Genomic DNA, 17,408 nt, shown 5'->3' with positions numbered 1-17,408 from the left:
CGTACGAACTGAAATCTGCCCGACACCCTTCATCCTTTATACCTATGGCTGCATTACTCACTGGTATTCCCCGCTTGTACAAATTCGGAAAGGTGGGGCTGGGCACGTTGATTTTTGGCAGTCAACTGGGCATGTCGGCATGTGATTCGAACTCAGGCAGCGCTGTTGAGCCGCAGATTCCTATAGTGGCATTTACGGAGAGCATCAACATCACCAATCAGCAGTACGTGAACCTGCGCTCCGACAACGGGGCGACCTATGTAACGGGCGGGGTACGAGGCCTGATAGTCGTGCGCCAGAACTCAAGTACGTACTACGCCTTCGAGCGAAATTGTCCATACCGCGCCAACGATACCTGCGCACGCGTCCAGATCGATCCATCCCGGCTGTTTCTCAAAGACCCCTGTTGCGGCTCCCAGTTTGACCTGCAGGGCCGCGTCCAGCAAGGACCAGCTAGTCGGGCGCTCCGCCAGTACAACACTTCCTTATCCGGAAACCTATTGACAATCACGAATTAGCAGTTTGCAATAAATATTTTTCCGAGCATTGTTTGCACCAGGTTTCAATTTGGAGTAATATTGCACCAGCAACGGCAAAACACCGCCGCCATAACCGCTTCCTTAGCTCAGCCGGTTAGAGCATCTGACTGTTAATCAGAGGGTCCCTGGTTCGAGCCCAGGAGGGAGCGCTCAGAGTAAAAAATGCCCGCCGATTAAGGCGGGCATTTTTCGTTTATGCCCTTCTGAGCATGCTAGCGGGGTTTTGGCTCGGGCAAAATGCTTGCGAACTTCATTTTAATCGATTAGTTTGGTGTTAAACCGGGACAATAACCGGGAATAGAACCGGGACATAATCGAAGATCATGCTGCGCCCTACCACTTACAAGAGGAAAATCAGCGTGCGGCTGTATCCGCGGCTGGCGGCCACCAACCAGAACGGATTCTGTCCGGTGCGCCTTACGGCACGTTGGCATGGCGAGGAATTTCAGATAGACACCGGTGAAATCATCCTGCCGCAGCGGGAGGGCAAGAACGGGGAGGTGGAACTACTGTGGCACAGTGCAACCCAGAGCGTGATGGAGGGGCGCAAGCTGACGGCAAAAGAGGAAGGCACGGTACCCATTCATCCCGACTTTCACTACAACATCAACTCCCGCCTGGCCAAAATGGTCAAGCAGGTAAGTGATACGTTCTACCGGCTCTACGACGCGGCCCCGCTGCATAAGGTGAGCAAGGCGGCTATGCTGGCCGAATTGCTGCCGGCTGAGGCCCGGCAGGTAGCGGCACCGGTACCAACCAAAGAAGAGGCCGCCCGCACCTTCCGGCAGGTGCTGGAGGAATGGAAAGCGGAAAACCGCAACCTGGCCAAGGACTCGCTGCGCAAGTATGACCAGCTGGCCACGATGATGGAAGTGTGGCTGCCAGAACTGCGGCCGGAACAGATGACGCAGAAGATAGCCAAGGAGTACCAGCAGCACTTGCTGGACTTGCAGAAGTCGGACGCGACTATCAAGGTGCACTTCGGCGGCATAAGGAAATGCCTGGAGCAGTTGAATCTGAAGGCGGACATGGCCTGGCTGCAGTACTCGGCTAAGAATGCGCCGCAGCTGGATCTGGAGGTGGAAGAAGTGCGCCGGCTGATTCAGTGGCGGCCGACCTCGGAAAACCTGGCGGAGGAGCGGGACCGGTGGCTGTTTCAGCTCTTCAGCGGGCGGCGCTACGAGGACCTGGAGAAGTTCGACCCACGGGAGCGGATCAGCCTGACACTGGAGGATGGCCGCCAAGTACCGGCGCTGCTGCACGCGCAGGGCAAGACCGGCAACGACGCGGCCGTGCCCCTGCCCCCTATTGCGGTGCACATCGGCGAGCGGTGGGGCTGGCACTTTCCGGCCCGCAACTGGCAGCAGCGCGGCGACTGGATCAAGGAAATAGCCAAGACCCGGGAGTGGGACGACCGGCTGATTACGGGCGGCCGGGTGGTGCACAACTGGCGGCCCATCTGGCAGGTCATCAGCACCCATACGGCGCGGCACACAGCGGGCACGCTGCTCAAGCAGGTGAGCAACGGCAACAAAGCCCTGGCCAAGCTGGTACTGGGACACGCCGACGAGGACGTGACGGACCGCTACGCCAAGGATAAGGCGCGGCTGCTGGCCCCGGCAGTGCTGGAGGCCTGGCGGAAGATCCTGGGCGAGTGGTATGATAAGGAACCTACCAATGATTAGATACTGTCATTTCAAGACCTTTTATCCCTATTGCATTGCTTGGCATTATAGCACTAATACTTATAGTACCAGTAGCGATACATACTTACTCTTGACAACCCTGGTCTTGATTCTTTAAAATAGTCTTCAGTTTCTTTTCTACGCTCTTTTGCCTCTGACTCTGAATCAAAACCATTACTCTCTGCATATTTTTTTTCCATTATATGAAATCCCCAATCACTCAATGGCCCACTTTCATCTCCTTGCTTTATAAGCTTTGCCAAATAACCTTCAAACTGTTTAAGAACCCTATTGTTTCTATCATCAAAAACCAATGCGTGGCTTTTTGGAAATTCAAAAGGAGCAGTTATAATAATTCCAGGATTGGTTAGTGTTCCAACTTTACGCATATTTTGAGCTAATATATATGACCAAACCATCTCTTCGTTTTGTGCTTTTATTTTAGGAGATGCTCCCGTTGTTGCGAGCAGCATAATTCCTACGGCGAGTATTGCTATTCTATTCTTCATGACATGAAGTTTTAATTAAATTTTTGCAACATCATAGAAATTTAGCACTTGTTTTTATTAAAATTTGTATTATAATTAATATTTCATTATTTACAATAAACACAATATTCACTATTCACACTTAATATAATTGCCGTTGGCGTCCCTTAAGTACGTCCAGCCACAGCCTGTTGCCTCATCCCCAACTCCTGATGACGCGATACATCTCGCTTTGTGGCCACCCATGCATAGCGTTGCGCCTGGAGAATGAGCAGTGCCATCAGCATAGCATTTACAACCATCACTACTCTTTATAGCAAGCGTACTTGCGGGAGAATACTTCGTTAAAGTCTTGCTGCCTAAACTGTTATCAGTTGGCCTAAGAGTTGTTGAGAATGCGCCAAACGATAACATTGAGATGATACATATGCCTGAGGCAAAAATGTTGTTGACTTTCATGAGTTTGGTGTTTAAGTGTGAGTAGTTAAATAGTATTGACAAGACACTAAAAGTCTTCTTTTTTAGGGAAAACACTACTGTTGTTTAGCATTATTAAATGGTTTAAAGCTTTTGTTAATCTAGCAGATAAATCTGGCTCAAATTGCATTGCCAATGGAAACATTAATTCATTATGCTGTTGCGTAGGAAACGTAAATCTAAAATCCTTAAGCATATCTTTATTAGCAGGCGCAGAATTTGTCTGTGTCACAGACACACATTCATGACACGCAAGCATTATAAATTGAATGTTTTTATCATCTTTACTCGGAATAATTTTAAATGATTTAATTTTATCGAAATATATATTATGATTTATTCTGTATTCCACAATATCGTGGTCACTTATACGTTTGACAGAATAAGTGTCAAAAGAAAAGCATCTGTATGCTGGAGTGCCATCAGCATACTCAAAAATATGCGGCTTATCCCAATGCAACTCCCCGACTACATATTCTTTTATATAATATTTTGACAATTTTTCAAATAGCCATTTTTCCGTATTATTTCTCGTTTGGGCATGACATTGCATATTAATAGCAAAGCTAATTATTAGCACCAGAGCTATAGTATTCATAACAATCATTTGCTATAGATTATTTGCTTAACACTATAGCCTTTTGAGGCCAAATTATCATACAATGCATCAGCATAAGAGCTTGCATCACTGCGGGAATAAAAGCTCATTGCAGGGCTTCGATTCACAAAAGTCGTTTGCATATCTGGTGAATAAAGCCCCTGCTCCCGGATTTGATTGTGCCATGCTTGAATAAAATCCGGCTTTACATTACCCATAGTCCACTTGTTATAATCATTAAGCTCGAAGTCATTGATATTTATAGCAGATGATATCACCCACGTTTTTGCCCTTTCGTCATAGGAGGTGAGTATGCCCCAGTTTACATTATTGTTCTGAGCAAAGGCATGCTGGGTAGCCAGAGCTAAACACAACGTGAGCAGCATGTGAATGAGCTTGATTTTCATAGTGTGAGTGATAATCAATGTGAGGAGTGTTGTTCTACTTCTCGTCCTGTCTGGTTTGATGGAGTTGCGCTAGTCTACACCAGAACCAGCCGTCTTTCTCAGTAAACTGCGCGCAGTTTTACTCAGCGTCATCTTGCAGCTTCTTCGCTACGAGCGAGCTTATAGTGGTACAAGCTTGTGCGTATTCGACCCATTCAAAGTCGTAGATGCCTTTTAAATCATCAGGAGCCTTGATACCACCTGCAAAGAGGATCCCAAAGGGTGCAGTTGCGAAAATTTTCTTGAGTGATTCGCCTTAGCTTATGAGAGAATAGTGCTGTCTTAATGCTTCTCTCGCTCGGGACGACAACTCATTTTAGGCAAAGGAGGGTGTGTAAGTGACACTCGCGAATGCTAGGATTAAGGCACGCTTTTTCATGGGCTGGAGGCCGAATGGCGTTGGCCGTTCTTTTGAACTATGAGTGTAATCATTAAGACAAATCACAGAATAAGTAGCGACCCTATCAATAGTCAATTTTGACTATTTTTCACTATATATACATCGCAAGCTGCGTCGGTAAGCCAATAAGTGCTCGTTTATGAAACGCCCGAAGCCTCCTACTGCCAAGCCCTCTCGTCACAACTACCCTGCGGAGCTACACGCGCCAGTGGCGCGGGTCTGGACACCTGATTTATTCACTGAGCCAGACGCACCGGCCTCGCAAGCCGATGCAGTCATGGGTCGGGAATTAGCCCGGGCATTATTACACACACAGGGTCTGTATGTGTATGACCACCGGGCCAAAACCACGTTGTATGTATCGGCAGGAATAGAACGGCTGCTGGGGTACCCGACGGCGGATTTTACACCTGACTTCCACTACTCATGCATTCATCCAGATGACCTGCCTATCGTCACGGAAGCGACTATTCTGGCGAATGAGTACGTAACCGAGCGTCTGGATGACCCGCTACCGGGACTGGTATTCTCGATAGATTACCGTATTCGCAATGTGCAGAGGCACTGGCTTCGGGTACTCCGGCAGAACTTTATTCTTTCGCGGGACTCTTGCGGCGCGGTGGTAGGGCTGGCCGGCATTCTGACTGATATTACTGCACATAAGAGCACGCATGATGTACGCTTCTCTATGAACCGACCTGACTTCGCGGCTTTCGTGCGGCAGAAGCAGGTGCAGGCACTACCCGAACCGCTCAGTATACGTGAGCAGGAAGTGCTGGCGTTGGTACTGGAAGGATTGAGCAGCCAGGAAATTGCGAATCGTCTGTTCATAAGCGTCGCAACGGTGCGAGCCCATCGCCGGAACATTCGGCAAAAAGTAGGCTCACACAATGTGCACCGAGTACTGCAACACCTGGACGGAGAAACTACCGGCTAGGCCAGTGCACTCAAATACTGGGACACTAGCTGAAATACTGCTTCCGGGCTCTCCAAGTGCAGGAAGTGTCCCACATTAGGGATAGTAGTTATGATGGCCCGTGGAAATAACACCGGAATTCCATGGTGCTCGTCATCTTCCGTGATGTAGCCAGATATGCCGGCCCGCACGAACAAGGTGGGCTTAGGAAAAGGCGCGGAAGCTACAACAGCTTCCGCGAGGGCCGGCACGCCGGCTGATAAACTTGGTAGGTTGACGCACCAAGACAATTTGCCGTCGGCGCAGCGGTTCACGTTTTGCAAGATGTATTGCCGGGTTTCCGCCGCCAAACCACCTACTGCCAGGGCCGCATCAACCTGTGCTACTTCGGCCAGAGACTCAATGTTAAGCGCCTGGAGATTGGCTAACAGCGCGGCTACGTACGTCAGGTCGTCGGGGCTAGGAGCCATATCCAGGCTAATCATACTTGCCACGCAGTCTGTATAATCCAGTGCCAGCCGCATAGCCACTTTACCGCCCATGCTATGCCCCAGCAGCGTTACGTTATCAATAAGGTTTAAATCATGAAGCAGGGCGGCAACATCTTTAGCCATAGCTGGGATGGAATGATGACTGTCGTGGAAAGACTGGCCATGATTCCGCAAGTCAACCACCACCACACGCCTTTGTAAGTCATTAGCCCAGCGCTGCGCCAAGGGCTGCCATTCCTGAGAGGAGCCCAGAAGCGAGTGTAAGACGACCAATGGGTTACCAGGTCCGGGCAGGTCGATGTAGTGCAAAAGCGGCATAAGCAGACAAATACTTGGCGTTGGTGCTGAAAAAATTGCACTACCGGAAAACAATGAGCTTCGCACGTAAGCTTAACGACGATCCAAACTCAGTGCTGTAATATTCGACAGGGCCGGATGAGTTGCGAACCTTGCTGATGGCATTGTTGCATAAGTTGCGGCTAAAGGTTCTGATAGTAATAATAGCCATGTATCAGCAGTCGCGTCACGTGAATCGCGCAACATACTATTAACTGGCTGCTAGGTGCCTTCAGGGTGCCTTCAGCCTCGGTTCAACGCGGCAGCTACTTCAGCCTCTGGCAGGCTCGTGTACGCGCAGAATTCGGCTACTGAAACGTAGGCCCGGGCGGGCTTGTTAAGCTTGATGCGGATGCGCTGTAAGAGGCGCTTGCCGGCGTCGTAGCCGGTGCCGGTAAGCTGGGCAACGTCTTTAGGATAAAGGCAAACCTGGGGCATCTTAGGGCAGCTTGGGGCGATTGGGACGAACGAATATACAACGGTCAAAAGCTGCTTGTAGGTTCGTGATATGAAAGATAAAGCACTGTATTTCAGCGGGTGGTTGCTTCTGATTGCGACTGGTTTCGGACTAGGCGAAGCAGCCGTGAAGAGCCTGCTCCCGGCCAGCCGTGCCACCACAGCACCAGCGGAAGAAGCAGGCCGGGTGGTACGGGTGGTGGACGCCGACACCTACGATGTGCTGGCCGGAGGCACCACGTACCGGGTGCGGCTGGCGGGAGTGGATGCGCCGGAGCCGGACCAGCCTTTCGGGCCCCAGTCGGCCGACTCGGTGGCCCGGCTCCTCAACTCAAATAGAACGGTGCTGCTGACGCGGCGGGGCATGGACCTGTATGGCCGGACGCTGGCCATGGTGTGGCTGCCAGTGGCCGGTAAGCCGGCGCTGGCGCTGGACTCGCTGCTGGTGGTGCGCGGCTGGGCGTGGGCCTGGGACCCGAAGCGCCGGGTGGCGGGCCGGGCGGCGCAGCAGGCGGCGGCGGTGGCCGCCCGGCGCGGGCGGCGGTGCGGGCGAAATGCAGCAGGGCAGCGGTTTTGCCCATGGCCGGCCGGGCCGCCAGGATAATGAGGTCGGAAGGTTGCCAACCGCCGGTGAGGCCGTCGAGCTGGGTGAGGCCGGTAGGAATACCGGTGAGACCGTGCTGCTGCACGGCCTGGGCGAGGCGGTCAAACGTGGCGTCGAAAGCGGCGGCGGCCGTCTGGCCGGGCCGGGTTTCGAGGGTACGGTTCAGGGTGGTGAGGTGCGTTTGGGCGGTGGCCAGTAGTTCGAGCGGGTCGCGCGTGTTGTCGTAGCCATAGGCGGCCAGCTCCGAGCCGGCGCGGATGACCACGCGGCGGGCGTGCTGCTCCTGCAGGATACGACAATGGCTGTCGAGGTGGGCGGCGGAGTTGACTTTCTGCGTCAGCTGGGCAATGAAGTGTGGGCCACCGGTGCGCTCCAGCGTGCCCCGGTGACGCAGCTGCTGCACAACGGTGAGCAGGTCGGCCTGCTGGCCCGCCTGCACCAGGTCGCGGATGGCCAGGTACACCTGCTGGTGGGCGGCTGAATAGAACACCTCCTCAGTAGGCAGCGTGGCCAGCAGCGTGCGCTGGGCCGGGGCTTCGAGCAAAGCGGCCCCGAGAACAGCAGCCTCTAACTCCAGCGCCTGGGGAGGCAGATGGCCGCCGGTGGGCGCGGAAACGGTGGGACGAGCGGATGCGCTGAACTTGGCTGGTTGCATGGGCGGCAGCATGGTAGGTTAACTCCACCGGGTGGGGTCGGCGGGTTTGGGGGCGGTACGGGCGCGAGCCGGGGGCGTGGCTGGGCTGGGGCCGTGGAGGCCGGCGGCCTGGAACTGGGGGCGGCGGCGCATCCAGCCGCGGAAGGCGGCGCGCCAGTCGGCCATGGGGGTTTTGCCGCTCACACGCCAGCCGTTGCTCTCGTAGTGGTCATGGAAGGCAGCGGCTTCAGTTTGGGCGTCGGGGCTGTTGGGTTGCTGCTCGGCGGCGTAGGCCTGGATTTCGGCGAGTGTGGGCGGGACTTTCTGGCGTTTTGCCTCACCCCCCGACCCCCTCTCCTGTTGGGAGGGGGAGCCTGACGATTTCCTTTCTTCGGACTCTGACTTTTCCGAAATAAGGGCGGGCGCGGGCGGGGTAGCGTCAGCTGCCCTCTCTTTTATTGAAGATGTAAGTGAAGATGAAAATGAAGGGGTTGGGATTTGCTTATCCCCGGTGGTTGGGGTTTGGTTGGGGGTTTGGTTAAGCAAACGTGGGTTGCCACCCTTTTTGCCGGCGGCTGTACGCACCTGGCGCAGGTTTTCATCCTTTACCATGCGGCGGCAGTACAGAGCGCCGTCGGACTCGCGGCGGCTGGCCACGCCGTAGGCGAGCAGGGTGGTTAGAATTTGGTTGGCGGTTTGGTTATCCAAACCCAGGCGGCGGGCAATGACGGTATCGGGCATGGGTTGGCCGTTGACGAGTAGCACGCCCCGCTCGTCCGAGTCGTGCATCATCAGCAGCAGCTCAAACCAGGCCCCGCGCTGCGCAAGGTCGAGGGCTTGAACGCCCTGGTCTTTGTGCCAGTCGCCGGGGTAGAACTGGATAGCCGGAAGCTTCATGCGGGCGACGGCGTGGGCACCAACAGAACACTAGTGGTAGCAGGCTGCTCGAATAGGTCGAGTTGACGGTACTCAGTGCACTTGCCGCGCAGGGCGGCTTCCACTTCAGCTAAAGCCGTGGTCAGAGTGGTTTCGAGCAGGCCGGTGTAGGAATAGCTGGCCTGCTCGTCGTCGAAGGACTGGTAGGGCGTGGTCAGATTGAGCACGCGGCCGCCGGACAGCTCGCGCTGGCCGATGAGTGTTACGCCGCCCTGATTGCGGACCACCGAGAAGCCGGTGACGGTGAAGGACCCGAACAGGGCAGGCAGTTCCTCGGACTCGTCGGGCCAGAAGTCGGGCGTTTCAGTGAGCTGCTCGGTGAGCAGACATAGGTGCGGCACCAGGCGGCTGAGGGCGTGGGTGAGGTCGGGGTGCACCTGCTCGGTGCAGGTCAGGGCAAAGGCGCGGGCCGGCGCCTCCTGGGTGCGCTGCTCTGTGAATTCGCAGGTCAAGTGCTGGTCTTTGACTTTGACCTTCTGGATAGTGATGATGGACGTGGTGGCCTCCGGACTATCCGGGCCGACGATGGGAAGTAGCTGGGACATGACGCGGGATAGAGTAATGGGTAGAGCCTCACCCCCGGCCCCTCTCCAGGGGAAGCGGGGAAGCATACGATCTGGGAGCCAGGCAGTTATGAGTAGGCAGTTAAGGCCTTTTATACCGGGCGGAAGGGGGAGCGACGGCCGCGCTTGGCGCGGGGACCGGGGGCGGCGACTGGCTCGCCATCGGTGCGGTTGCGGCGCTGCCAGTCGTGGATCTGGGACAGCAGCACCCGGTCGCCGCGGCTGGATTCGCCCGCGAGGTAGTGCAGGCGGCGCGGGTGGTGCTCGGGCAGGCGCATGTAGTCGCGCAGGGTTTCGGGGTGCAGGTCGAGCAGCGCGGCCGTGCGGGGTACTGAGTAGGCCGGGTCAGGCGTAGGAGCCGTTTCGAGTTGGCGGCGGGCCTCGGCGGCGCAGGCTTTCTCCAGCGACTCGCGCACCCAGGCGTGGTCGTCGGGCAGGCGTACGGTGATGTGCAGGCCGTCAGCCGTGGTGGTGGATAGCTCAGTCATGGCTGCGGGGGCGTGAGTTGTTCGGGGAAGAAGATGCCGCCCTTGTAGCGCACTGGGGCAATGCCGGACGCCTCGCGGTGACGGATGATGCGCTTGAGCTGACGGAGTGCCTTAGCGGTGGTGGCGGCGTCGAACTCGTACTGCCACAGATCCAGCCAAACAGCTTCGCGGTGGGTGAGGAAAGGGCTGTCGAGGGTGCAGCCCAGCTCGTAGCGCTGGGCGGGCGTGGGGCGGGAAGCAGAACTGGTAAAGTCTCTGGGCGGGCATTTCCGGACTGCGGCCTCCAGGGCCGCCGTGGCCTTGCGGGGTTCTTCGAGTAGGTAGGGCGCCGGCGGCAGCGGGCGGCGAGGATAGGGCTTATTGGCTTCGATAAGGAGCATCATAACCGAAGAGGAATTGAAGTAAGTGGTTAGGGCTTGAGTTGGGTGAGGTCGTGCTGGACCTGCTGGCTGCCGGCGGCCTTGATCAGGCGCACGGCCTCAGCTACGGCCGGGTGCGCCGGCCGACCCTTCTGCAGGGCCTTGGAAACGGCCGCGTGGGAGATGTTGAGCTGGCGGGCGATGTCCGAAATAGCGCCGTGGGGCAGTAGGGCCCGGAGGTCGGGTGGTGGGGAGGTAGTTTCAAGTTGTTGCATTTGGAATTTTATTGTTACATTTGCGAGGATCAATCAATCCAAATGTAAGTAAAAGTTACCAAGAGTTGCAAATGATACCGGCCGAGAAAAAAAAGATCAGCGCCATTACGCCCCTGCCCTCGCTCACCATTGGCGAGCGGCTGAAAGTGGTGCGCCAGTCGCGGGGCATGACGCAGCAGGAAATGGCGGATCTGCTGGGCGTGTCGCGGCCGTTGATCACGCAACTGGAGGGCGGCCGGCATCAACCCAGCAACGAAGCGCTGGAAACCATCGTGGACAAGCTGGGCATCAGCCGCAACTGGCTGTGGTTCGGCAGCGGCCCGATGGAGGAGTTCAGCCCGGTGGGCGGCAACGTGAAAGTGCTGGCCAGCCTTGATGAAGGCGACTACCTGGACATTCAGTTCGTGGCCTGCAAGGTGCGCGGTAGCTTCCTGGATTTGATGGATGACGGCGGCGGACTCAACCAGTTCGAGAGCCTGGACATTGTGCGCATCTACGACCCGACACCTGATATGCGCAAGCCGGGGACGCTGGGCTTTGAAATCGACGGGGACTCGATGGAGCCGCAGCTACGCTCAGGCATGCGCGTGGTGGGGGTGCGCGTGGGACTGGCGGATGTTAAGTACGCTACGAGTGGGGTGTACGTGGTAGCGTTCGGCAACCAGCTCACCATTAAGCGGGTGAAGAGCAACGATATTCTGGAGCGGGGCATTCTGGTGCTGCACGCCGACAACCCCAACGCCGGCAGCCTGCCGGTGGCCGGGGAAGACATTCGATATATGTGGCGGGTGGTGCGAATTTTCCACGCCGACGTGATTTAACTTCGGGAGAGCACAAAACCGGGACACAAGCTGATATCGGGACATAAACCGGGACAATTCACTGCCTAAAACCGCTTTAAAAGCCTGTATAAGCAATTTCGCGTTCCCAGGAGGGAGCGCCAAGAGTGAAAAATGCCCGCCTTTATCGGCGGGCATTTTTCGTTTATATCTGACTGGCAGCGTATGGTTATTTTGCTGGCAACACCAGTACTGGCAGCGAGCTGTGCAGCAGCACATGTGCCGTTACGCTGCGGTGAAACAGGGTACCGAGAAAACTGCGCTGCCGGGCAATCAGGACTACCAGATCAAAATCATCGGAAACGGCAGCCTGCAGGATACCAGTGGCGGGGTTGGCAGCGGCCACTGTGCGCGTGCGCACCAGCGCCTGCAGATCAGTTGTGAGGCCTGTACGCAGCACCGTATCCAGTACCGCGTCGGCATCGGAAGCATCTTTGGCGACGTGCAGCACGGTCAGTTCGGCCCCCAGGTCTGTGAGCAGGTGACGCGCTGCGCCGGCATACTCGCCCAAGGTGAATGGCTCCCCATCGACAGCCAGCAGTACCCGCCGGGGCGGCGACACGGTGGCCACGCCGTGCGGCACGACCAGCATGGGATAAGGCGTAGTCCGGAGAATATCCAAAGCGGTGGTCTGCACCAGTTCGTCGGGGGTATCAGTGTAATCGGGGCGTCCCAGTACGATCAGGGCCGGGTGGTGACGGCTGACGGCATCGGCTACGGCAGACGCCACGCGGCCGTGCCCCACTTCGGCCACTACCGGTACCGAGAGGTTACCTGAAACAGTACTCAGGGCCAGCGCAATGGCTTCCTTGCTCAGGTTCGACAGCTCGCCGGTAAACATTTCCGGGTCGATGATAGAGTCGCGGCGCACATGTAGCAGCACAAGACGAGCCCCCAGCGGCCCGGCCAGGTTGGTGGCGTAGTCGAGGGCGCGGTTGGAGGCCTGAAAAAAATCGGTGAGAATCAGCAGAGAAGTGGCCATAAAACGAGTGCAGTGAGGGAGAAACGGAGAGCAAAATACAGAAACTGAAATGGCCGGCCGCATGACAAAAATCAGCCTGCCGAGTGAATACCATCAATTTGCGCCCCGTATCTGCTGCGTATCATTGCTACCGCCGGAAACGACTCGGAGCGGAACAGTAGCGCCAGCTTCCCTGCACCTTGCAGCAGTACCTCAGTCCGGCGGTTTTGGCTTGTTGTGGTACCGTGTACGCCTTCTTAGAACTGCTCAGCCATATTTCACAACTACCTGTACTGCATGGCAATACGTAACCGTTCAGCTTTCGGCAGCCGATAATATTCCTGAAATGGAATCATGCTCGTCCATTCGTCGTATGATTGCAACGGCCAGGATTTAATCTGGTTTTAATTTCTCCGCTATGCGCATTCTCACCTTCTGCCTGCTTTTCCTGCTATCCTTCACCGGTGCTCGTGCGCAGGTGCCTACCGGCATTTCCTGGAATACAGACCTAGTGCAGGCGCTGCAGCAGGCCAAAGCCACCAACAAGCCCGTGCTGGCCGTGTTTTCGGGTTCCGACTGGTGCAAGCCCTGTATCATGCTCAAGCAGGAAGTATTCGACAAGCCCGAGTTTGCACAGTTTGCCAAAGACAGGTTTGTGCTGGCTCGCTTCGATTTTCCGCGCAGCAAGAAAAATAAGCTTTCCGGCGAACAGACCAAGGTGAATGAGCAGGCTGCCGCCCAGCTCAACAAGGAAGGGGCCTTTCCGCTGGTAGTGCTGCTCTCGCCCGAAGGCAAGGTGCTGGCCAAAACCGGCTACCGTCCTGGCGGCGTGGCCGCTTACGATGCCTACCTGACCCAGCTGCTGACTACAAAATAAGCACCATGCTCCGCCCCTTCTTCCGGCGTATACGCGGCGGGCTGCTCCTGGGCCTGCTGCTTAGCGGCACGGCGCAGGTACAGGCCCAGACCTCAGCCGCCAAGCCCCGCAACTTCACCCGCTCGGCCCACTTGATGGGCTCGCACTTCACGTTTACGGCTGTTTCAGCCGATGACTCGCTGGCGTGGCGCGCCATCCGGGCGGGTATCCGGGAAGCCCAGCGTATTGACCGGTTGTGCTCGTACTGGGACTCGACCTCACAGATAACCCAGGTGAACCGCGCCGCCGGTCTGCGGCCGGTGGTGGTTGACCAGGAAGTGTATGACCTGATTCAGCGCACACTTAAGCTTTCGGTGCTCAGCGGTGGAGCTTTCGATATCACTTTCGCCGGGGGCGAGAAAATTTACAAGTTCGATAAGAAAGAGCACGCCGCATTGCCGGCTCCGGAAGTGGTAAAAGCATCCGTGGCCCGCATCGACTACCGCAAGGTGCTGCTCGACCCGGCTACGCATTCGGTGATGCTGCAGGACAAAGGCATGCGCCTGAACCTGGCCGGCATCCTGCAGGGCTACGGCGTGCGCCGCGCCCAGGCCCTGATGAAGCAGCTGGGCATTCAGGGCGGCCTGATTAATGGCTCGGGCGACGTTTCGTGCTGGGGGCGGCAGGCCGACGGCTCGCTCTGGCGCATTGCCATCGGCGACCCGGCGCATCCGCAGTCGGTATCGTCGTGGCTGACGGTGAGCGACGTGGCAGTAGTGACGGCCGGCAACTACGAGCAGTATTTCACGGTGGGTGGCAAGTACTACGGCCACATCATCGACCCCAAAACCGGCTACCCGGCTACGGGCCTGCGCTCCGTTACCATCATCTGCCCCGATGTGGAGCTGGCCGATGGCCTCGACGAGGTAGTATTCGTGAAGGGGCCGGAAGCCGGCCTGGCCTTCATCAACACACTTAAAGGTGTGGATTGCACACTCATCACCAACGATGGCCGCACGCTCACTTCGCGCGGCATGCAGGCTAACTACTACACGCAACCCTCTCCGGCCGCCGCGGCCCCCAAACCATGACCCATTTGTTTTCGCCCAATATCCCGGTCCGGCTGCTGCTGGGGGCTGTGCTGCTAGCTGCTGGCTGCTCTCTGACGAGTTGCGTATCGGTGGCGGCATACCAGAAAGTGTACCTCAATGATGAGGACATGAAGCTGGCCAACAAGCGCGTGGAAGTGTACGAAACCAATTTTGAGAGCTACCGCGAAGGGGCCGGCGGTGCCAATGGCGGCAAAGTAGGCGGCGGCTGCGGCTGCAACTGATACCAGACGCAGTCAGGCAGGAGTATTGAACAAGCGTGTTCCGCCTCTGCTGCCTAACTGCGCAGCACTAATTGCTCATTGTTACCTGATTTCCCATGCTCCGCACTACCTTCCCATCCGCTGGCCTGCTGCTGGCTCTGATGACTCTGCCCGCGCTGGTTTTTGCGCAAGCCACCCCCACGCCCAACCGCATAGATGGCTATGGCACGCCCAGCACCACCGCTCCCAGCCCGCCCAACCCCAGCAACCACGGCGAAACCGAGGTCAACATTCTCAGCAGCTACTACTCCCAGGATGGCAATAATGGCGCGGTGGAGGGCGGCATCGGCACCCAGCAGCTCACCGATTTCACGCCCACCATCATCCTGAACATTCCACTCGACTCGGTTACGCGCCTCTCGGCCAACGTGGGCCTGGATTACTACGCCTCAGCCTCCACCGACCGGATTGACCAGGTACTGTCCACGCCCTCATCGAGCGACACGCGCTACCACGTGGACCTAGGCCTCTCGCGCCAGCTGGCTGACAAGCGGACCATCGTGGGCGTGGGTGGGGGCTTTTCCTCCGAGTACGACTACCTTTCCTTCAACGTATCGGGTTCCTGGGCGCGGACGTCGCAGGATGGCAACCGGGAATTGAGCGTGGCGGGCCAAGCCTTTTTCGATCAGGTCACGATTATTCAGCCCGCCGAGCTGCGCGGCGTTCAGCCCGAGGAGGGCGGCACGACACGCCAGAGCTACAACCTGAGCCTCGTGTACTCGCAGGTGCTTACCCAGCGGCTGCAGGCGTCTATCAGTACCGAGCTGGTGGCCCAGAACGGGCTCCTAAGCACGCCGTTCCACCGAGTGTATTTCAAGGAAACCGGTGGCGCGCTGGGCACGGCCCGCACCGAGCGGCTGCCCGACCAGCGCCTCAAGTACCCGGTGGGCCTGCGCCTGAACTACTACGCTACCGACCTAGTGCAGCTGCGCGGCTACTACCGCTTCTACAACGACAACTTCGGTATCACGGCCCACACCTTTGAGCTGGAAGCGCCGGTGAAAGTGACGCCGTTTTTCGTGCTATACCCTTTCTACCGGTACCACACCCAAACCGCCGCCGACTATTTCGCGCCCTACCTGGCTCACAGCACCACCGAGCAGTACTACACTTCCGACTACGACCTGGCCGATTTCTCGGCCAACAAGGTGGGGCTGGGTCTGCGCTACTCGCCCGTGTACGGCATCGGGCGCTTCAAAACGCCGTTTGGGGGCCGCGTGGCTAAGTTTAAGGCCGTTGATATCCGCTACGCCTATTATCGCCAGAGCACCGGCCTGACCGCCAACCTCATCAGCGCCGACCTGTCGTTTGTCCTGCCATAAGCCGGATACCAGTAGTTTCAGGGGCGCTACCTGTTGCTGGGCCGATGCGGCAACCGGGGCGCACGTCAGTAGCCGGAGGTTTACTTTCTTCTTACCGTACTGTTATGGCCGTTCCGCACGCACATCCGCACGCACACCCTCATCCTGAAGACCACCTGACCAGCTCTGCTGTGTTGCAGGACATTGTAATCGGGCTTTCTGATGGCCTGACGGTGCCTTTTGCCCTGGCGGCGGGCCTGAGCGGTGCGGTCCAGTCTTCGGATCTGGTCATCACGGCGGGGCTGGCGGAAGTGGTAGCCGGCTCCATTGCCATGGGACTGGGTGGCTACCTGGCCGGGCGCACGGAAATTGAGCACTATGCGTCGGAGCTGGAGCGGGAGCACCGCGAAGTGCAGGAGGTGCCTGAAACCGAACGTGCGGAAGTGGACGAGCTGCTGGCTGAAATGGGCCTTTCGGCGGAAACCCGCGCCGCTGCCGTACGGGAATTGACCGCCAACCCCGAACACTGGGTGCAGTTCATGATGAAGTATGAGCTGGGCCTGGAGAAGCCCGATCCGAAACAGGCACCGAAAAGCGCCGCCACCATTAGCATAGCCTATGCCGTGGGGGGCCTGATTCCGCTTAGCGCCTATTTCGTGACCGATTCGCCGGCGCAGGGCCTGCTGTGGTCGGCGATGATTACGCTGCTGTGCCTGCTAGTGTTTGGCTACTTCAAGAGCCGCATAACCGGCCAGCCGCCTGTGTGGGGCGCTCTGAAAATGGCCGGAACCGGAGCACTGGCCGCTGCCGCTGCCTTTTTCGTTGCCCGGCAGCTCGACTGACACCTCCTCCATTCCGGGGCTGCCGCCACGTGTATGCCCCGAGTAAGCTGGTCCGCACCTCTCTACCGGACTTAGCGAACATCCGGATTTGCAGCTCACTACGCGAAAAACCACCGCATCAGGGCATTTTCCGAAGCTTAAAACTACGGGCCCCAGATGCTGGTTGTGCACGGCAGCCAGGTACCTAAGGTCTGGCTGTTGGCCGCTACAGACCTTACTAATGCACGGGGTACCGTGCCACTCAGAAGCGCCGGGCCGGGCTGGCGCTAACCTTTTCGAGAATAGCGCAGTATGCCTGTAGAGTGCTGCCGGCAGTTGCGGCGGCATTTTTCCTCACTTCTCCTCTCCCTGCCATGCTGCGTACCCGATTTCCCTTCCTTTTGGCCCTGCTGGTGCTGCTCACCTTTTCTCTGAGCAGCTGCGACGCCATTGGCACCATCTTTAAAGCCGGTGCCTGGACGGGCATTATTGGCGTATTCCTGGTGGTGCTGTTGCTTTGGCTTGTGGTAAGCCGCATCCGGCGCTAGCACGCACCTGCCCACGGCT

At 57.3% G+C, this 17,408-nt stretch carries 22 protein-coding genes, 1 tRNA gene and 1 pseudogene; 12 read left to right on the top strand and 12 right to left on the bottom strand.

What is annotated here, in order from left to right:
- The first annotated feature begins 44 nt into the window (after positions 1–44).
- The 3 genes from IC231_RS03450 (at position 45) to IC231_RS03440 (ending at position 2,224) form a co-directional block, all read left to right on the top strand.
- Entirely contained in the window at positions 45–518 is a 474-nt protein-coding gene (locus tag IC231_RS03450; RefSeq protein WP_211538834.1) for a Rieske 2Fe-2S domain-containing protein, read from the top strand.
- Between the two features lie 96 nt (positions 519–614).
- Positions 615–688, top strand: a tRNA-Asn gene (locus tag IC231_RS03445).
- Positions 689–862: 174 nt separating this feature from the next.
- A complete protein-coding gene (locus tag IC231_RS03440; protein WP_190783198.1) occupies positions 863–2,224 on the top strand; it encodes a hypothetical protein in 1,362 nt (453 codons plus the stop codon).
- Between the two features lie 53 nt (positions 2,225–2,277).
- Here the strand turns inward: IC231_RS03440 and IC231_RS03435 are convergent, their stop codons facing one another.
- The 3 genes from IC231_RS03435 to IC231_RS03425 form a co-directional block, all read right to left on the bottom strand.
- Positions 2,278–2,733 (bottom strand): hypothetical protein, encoded by a 456-nt coding sequence (locus IC231_RS03435; RefSeq protein WP_190783197.1) that lies wholly within the window; start codon positions 2,731–2,733, stop codon positions 2,278–2,280.
- Positions 2,734–3,217: 484 nt separating this feature from the next.
- Positions 3,218–3,787: a hypothetical protein gene (locus IC231_RS03430; RefSeq protein ID WP_190783196.1), complete on the bottom strand. Its 570-nt coding sequence runs from the start codon at positions 3,785–3,787 to the stop codon at positions 3,218–3,220.
- A 5-nt stretch (positions 3,788–3,792) separates the two neighbouring features.
- Positions 3,793–4,194: a hypothetical protein gene (locus IC231_RS03425; RefSeq protein WP_190783195.1), complete on the bottom strand. Its 402-nt coding sequence runs from the start codon at positions 4,192–4,194 to the stop codon at positions 3,793–3,795.
- A gap of 578 nt (positions 4,195–4,772) precedes the next feature.
- Here IC231_RS03425 and IC231_RS03420 point away from each other — a divergent pair.
- A complete protein-coding gene (locus IC231_RS03420) occupies positions 4,773–5,570 on the top strand; it encodes a helix-turn-helix transcriptional regulator (protein ID WP_190783194.1) in 798 nt (265 codons plus the stop codon).
- Here the strand turns inward: IC231_RS03420 and IC231_RS03415 are convergent.
- Complete coding sequence (locus IC231_RS03415; RefSeq protein WP_190783193.1) at positions 5,567–6,349, bottom strand: alpha/beta fold hydrolase; 783 nt, start codon at positions 6,347–6,349, stop codon at positions 5,567–5,569. The two genes, IC231_RS03420 and IC231_RS03415, sit on opposite strands and share 4 nt — an antisense overlap.
- A 270-nt stretch (positions 6,350–6,619) precedes the next feature.
- Positions 6,620–6,814, bottom strand: coding sequence for a hypothetical protein (locus tag IC231_RS03410; RefSeq protein WP_190783192.1), 195 nt, complete (start codon positions 6,812–6,814; stop codon positions 6,620–6,622).
- 70 nt (positions 6,815–6,884) lie between these two features.
- Between IC231_RS03410 and IC231_RS20405 the strand changes: the two genes are divergently transcribed.
- Positions 6,885–7,436, top strand: coding sequence for a thermonuclease family protein (locus IC231_RS20405; protein ID WP_223831319.1), 552 nt, complete (start codon positions 6,885–6,887; stop codon positions 7,434–7,436).
- Here IC231_RS20405 and IC231_RS03405 read toward each other — a convergent pair.
- The 6 genes and pseudogenes from IC231_RS03405 to IC231_RS03380 form a co-directional block, all read right to left on the bottom strand.
- Positions 7,378–8,091, bottom strand: a pseudogene (locus IC231_RS03405) (replicative DNA helicase); the annotation flags it as partial. The gene IC231_RS20405 and the pseudogene IC231_RS03405 overlap by 59 nt on opposite strands.
- Positions 8,092–8,109: 18 nt before the next feature.
- Positions 8,110–8,967 carry a hypothetical protein gene (locus IC231_RS03400; RefSeq protein WP_190783190.1) on the bottom strand — a complete coding sequence of 286 codons (858 nt, stop codon included), beginning with the start codon at positions 8,965–8,967 and terminating at the stop codon, positions 8,110–8,112.
- Positions 8,964–9,551, bottom strand: coding sequence for a hypothetical protein (locus tag IC231_RS03395; protein WP_190783189.1), 588 nt, complete (start codon positions 9,549–9,551; stop codon positions 8,964–8,966). The genes IC231_RS03400 and IC231_RS03395 overlap by 4 nt, the downstream gene beginning before the upstream one ends.
- A gap of 110 nt (positions 9,552–9,661) precedes the next feature.
- Entirely contained in the window at positions 9,662–10,057 is a 396-nt protein-coding gene (locus IC231_RS03390; RefSeq protein ID WP_187314375.1) for a hypothetical protein, read from the bottom strand.
- Positions 10,054–10,440 carry a hypothetical protein gene (locus tag IC231_RS03385; RefSeq protein WP_190783188.1) on the bottom strand — a complete coding sequence of 129 codons (387 nt, stop codon included), beginning with the start codon at positions 10,438–10,440 and terminating at the stop codon, positions 10,054–10,056. The genes IC231_RS03390 and IC231_RS03385 overlap by 4 nt, the downstream gene beginning before the upstream one ends.
- Before the next feature lie 26 nt (positions 10,441–10,466).
- Positions 10,467–10,691: a hypothetical protein gene (locus IC231_RS03380; RefSeq protein WP_190783187.1), complete on the bottom strand. Its 225-nt coding sequence runs from the start codon at positions 10,689–10,691 to the stop codon at positions 10,467–10,469.
- A gap of 71 nt (positions 10,692–10,762) precedes the next feature.
- On the opposite strand from IC231_RS03380, the gene IC231_RS03375 reads away from it, so the two are divergent.
- On the top strand, positions 10,763–11,512 hold the full coding sequence (locus IC231_RS03375) for an XRE family transcriptional regulator (RefSeq protein ID WP_190783186.1): 750 nt from the start codon (positions 10,763–10,765) through the stop codon (positions 11,510–11,512).
- Positions 11,513–11,699: 187 nt separating this feature from the next.
- On the opposite strand, the gene IC231_RS03370 is transcribed toward IC231_RS03375, so the two are convergent.
- Positions 11,700–12,512, bottom strand: coding sequence for a universal stress protein (locus tag IC231_RS03370; protein ID WP_190783185.1), 813 nt, complete (start codon positions 12,510–12,512; stop codon positions 11,700–11,702).
- A 397-nt stretch (positions 12,513–12,909) separates the two neighbouring features.
- Here IC231_RS03370 and IC231_RS03365 point away from each other — a divergent pair, with 397 nt between their 5' ends.
- The 6 genes from IC231_RS03365 to IC231_RS03340 all read left to right on the top strand — a co-directional run bounded on the left by IC231_RS03365 (position 12,910) and on the right by IC231_RS03340 (position 17,389).
- Complete coding sequence (locus IC231_RS03365; protein WP_190783184.1) at positions 12,910–13,368, top strand: thioredoxin family protein; 459 nt, start codon at positions 12,910–12,912, stop codon at positions 13,366–13,368.
- A gap of 5 nt (positions 13,369–13,373) precedes the next feature.
- Positions 13,374–14,438 carry an FAD:protein FMN transferase gene (locus IC231_RS03360; protein ID WP_190783183.1) on the top strand — a complete coding sequence of 355 codons (1,065 nt, stop codon included), beginning with the start codon at positions 13,374–13,376 and terminating at the stop codon, positions 14,436–14,438.
- Positions 14,435–14,680 (top strand): DUF4266 domain-containing protein, encoded by a 246-nt coding sequence (locus IC231_RS03355; RefSeq protein ID WP_190783182.1) that lies wholly within the window; start codon positions 14,435–14,437, stop codon positions 14,678–14,680. Before IC231_RS03360 ends, IC231_RS03355 begins: the two co-directional genes overlap by 4 nt.
- Positions 14,681–14,775: 95 nt before the next feature.
- Positions 14,776–16,041 (top strand): DUF3570 domain-containing protein, encoded by a 1,266-nt coding sequence (locus IC231_RS03350; protein ID WP_190783181.1) that lies wholly within the window; start codon positions 14,776–14,778, stop codon positions 16,039–16,041.
- A 104-nt stretch (positions 16,042–16,145) separates the two neighbouring features.
- Entirely contained in the window at positions 16,146–16,862 is a 717-nt protein-coding gene (locus IC231_RS03345; RefSeq protein WP_190783180.1) for a VIT1/CCC1 transporter family protein, read from the top strand.
- A gap of 353 nt (positions 16,863–17,215) precedes the next feature.
- Positions 17,216–17,389: a hypothetical protein gene (locus IC231_RS03340; protein ID WP_190783179.1), complete on the top strand. Its 174-nt coding sequence runs from the start codon at positions 17,216–17,218 to the stop codon at positions 17,387–17,389.
- The last annotated feature ends 19 nt before the right edge of the window (positions 17,390–17,408 follow it).

Origin of the sequence: Hymenobacter duratus (assembly GCF_014698995.1) — a bacterium.
GTDB lineage: Bacteria > Bacteroidota > Bacteroidia > Cytophagales > Hymenobacteraceae > Hymenobacter > Hymenobacter duratus.
The sequence above is the reverse complement of the archived record's forward strand: the minus strand, read 5'-3'. Positions and strand labels throughout refer to the sequence as shown.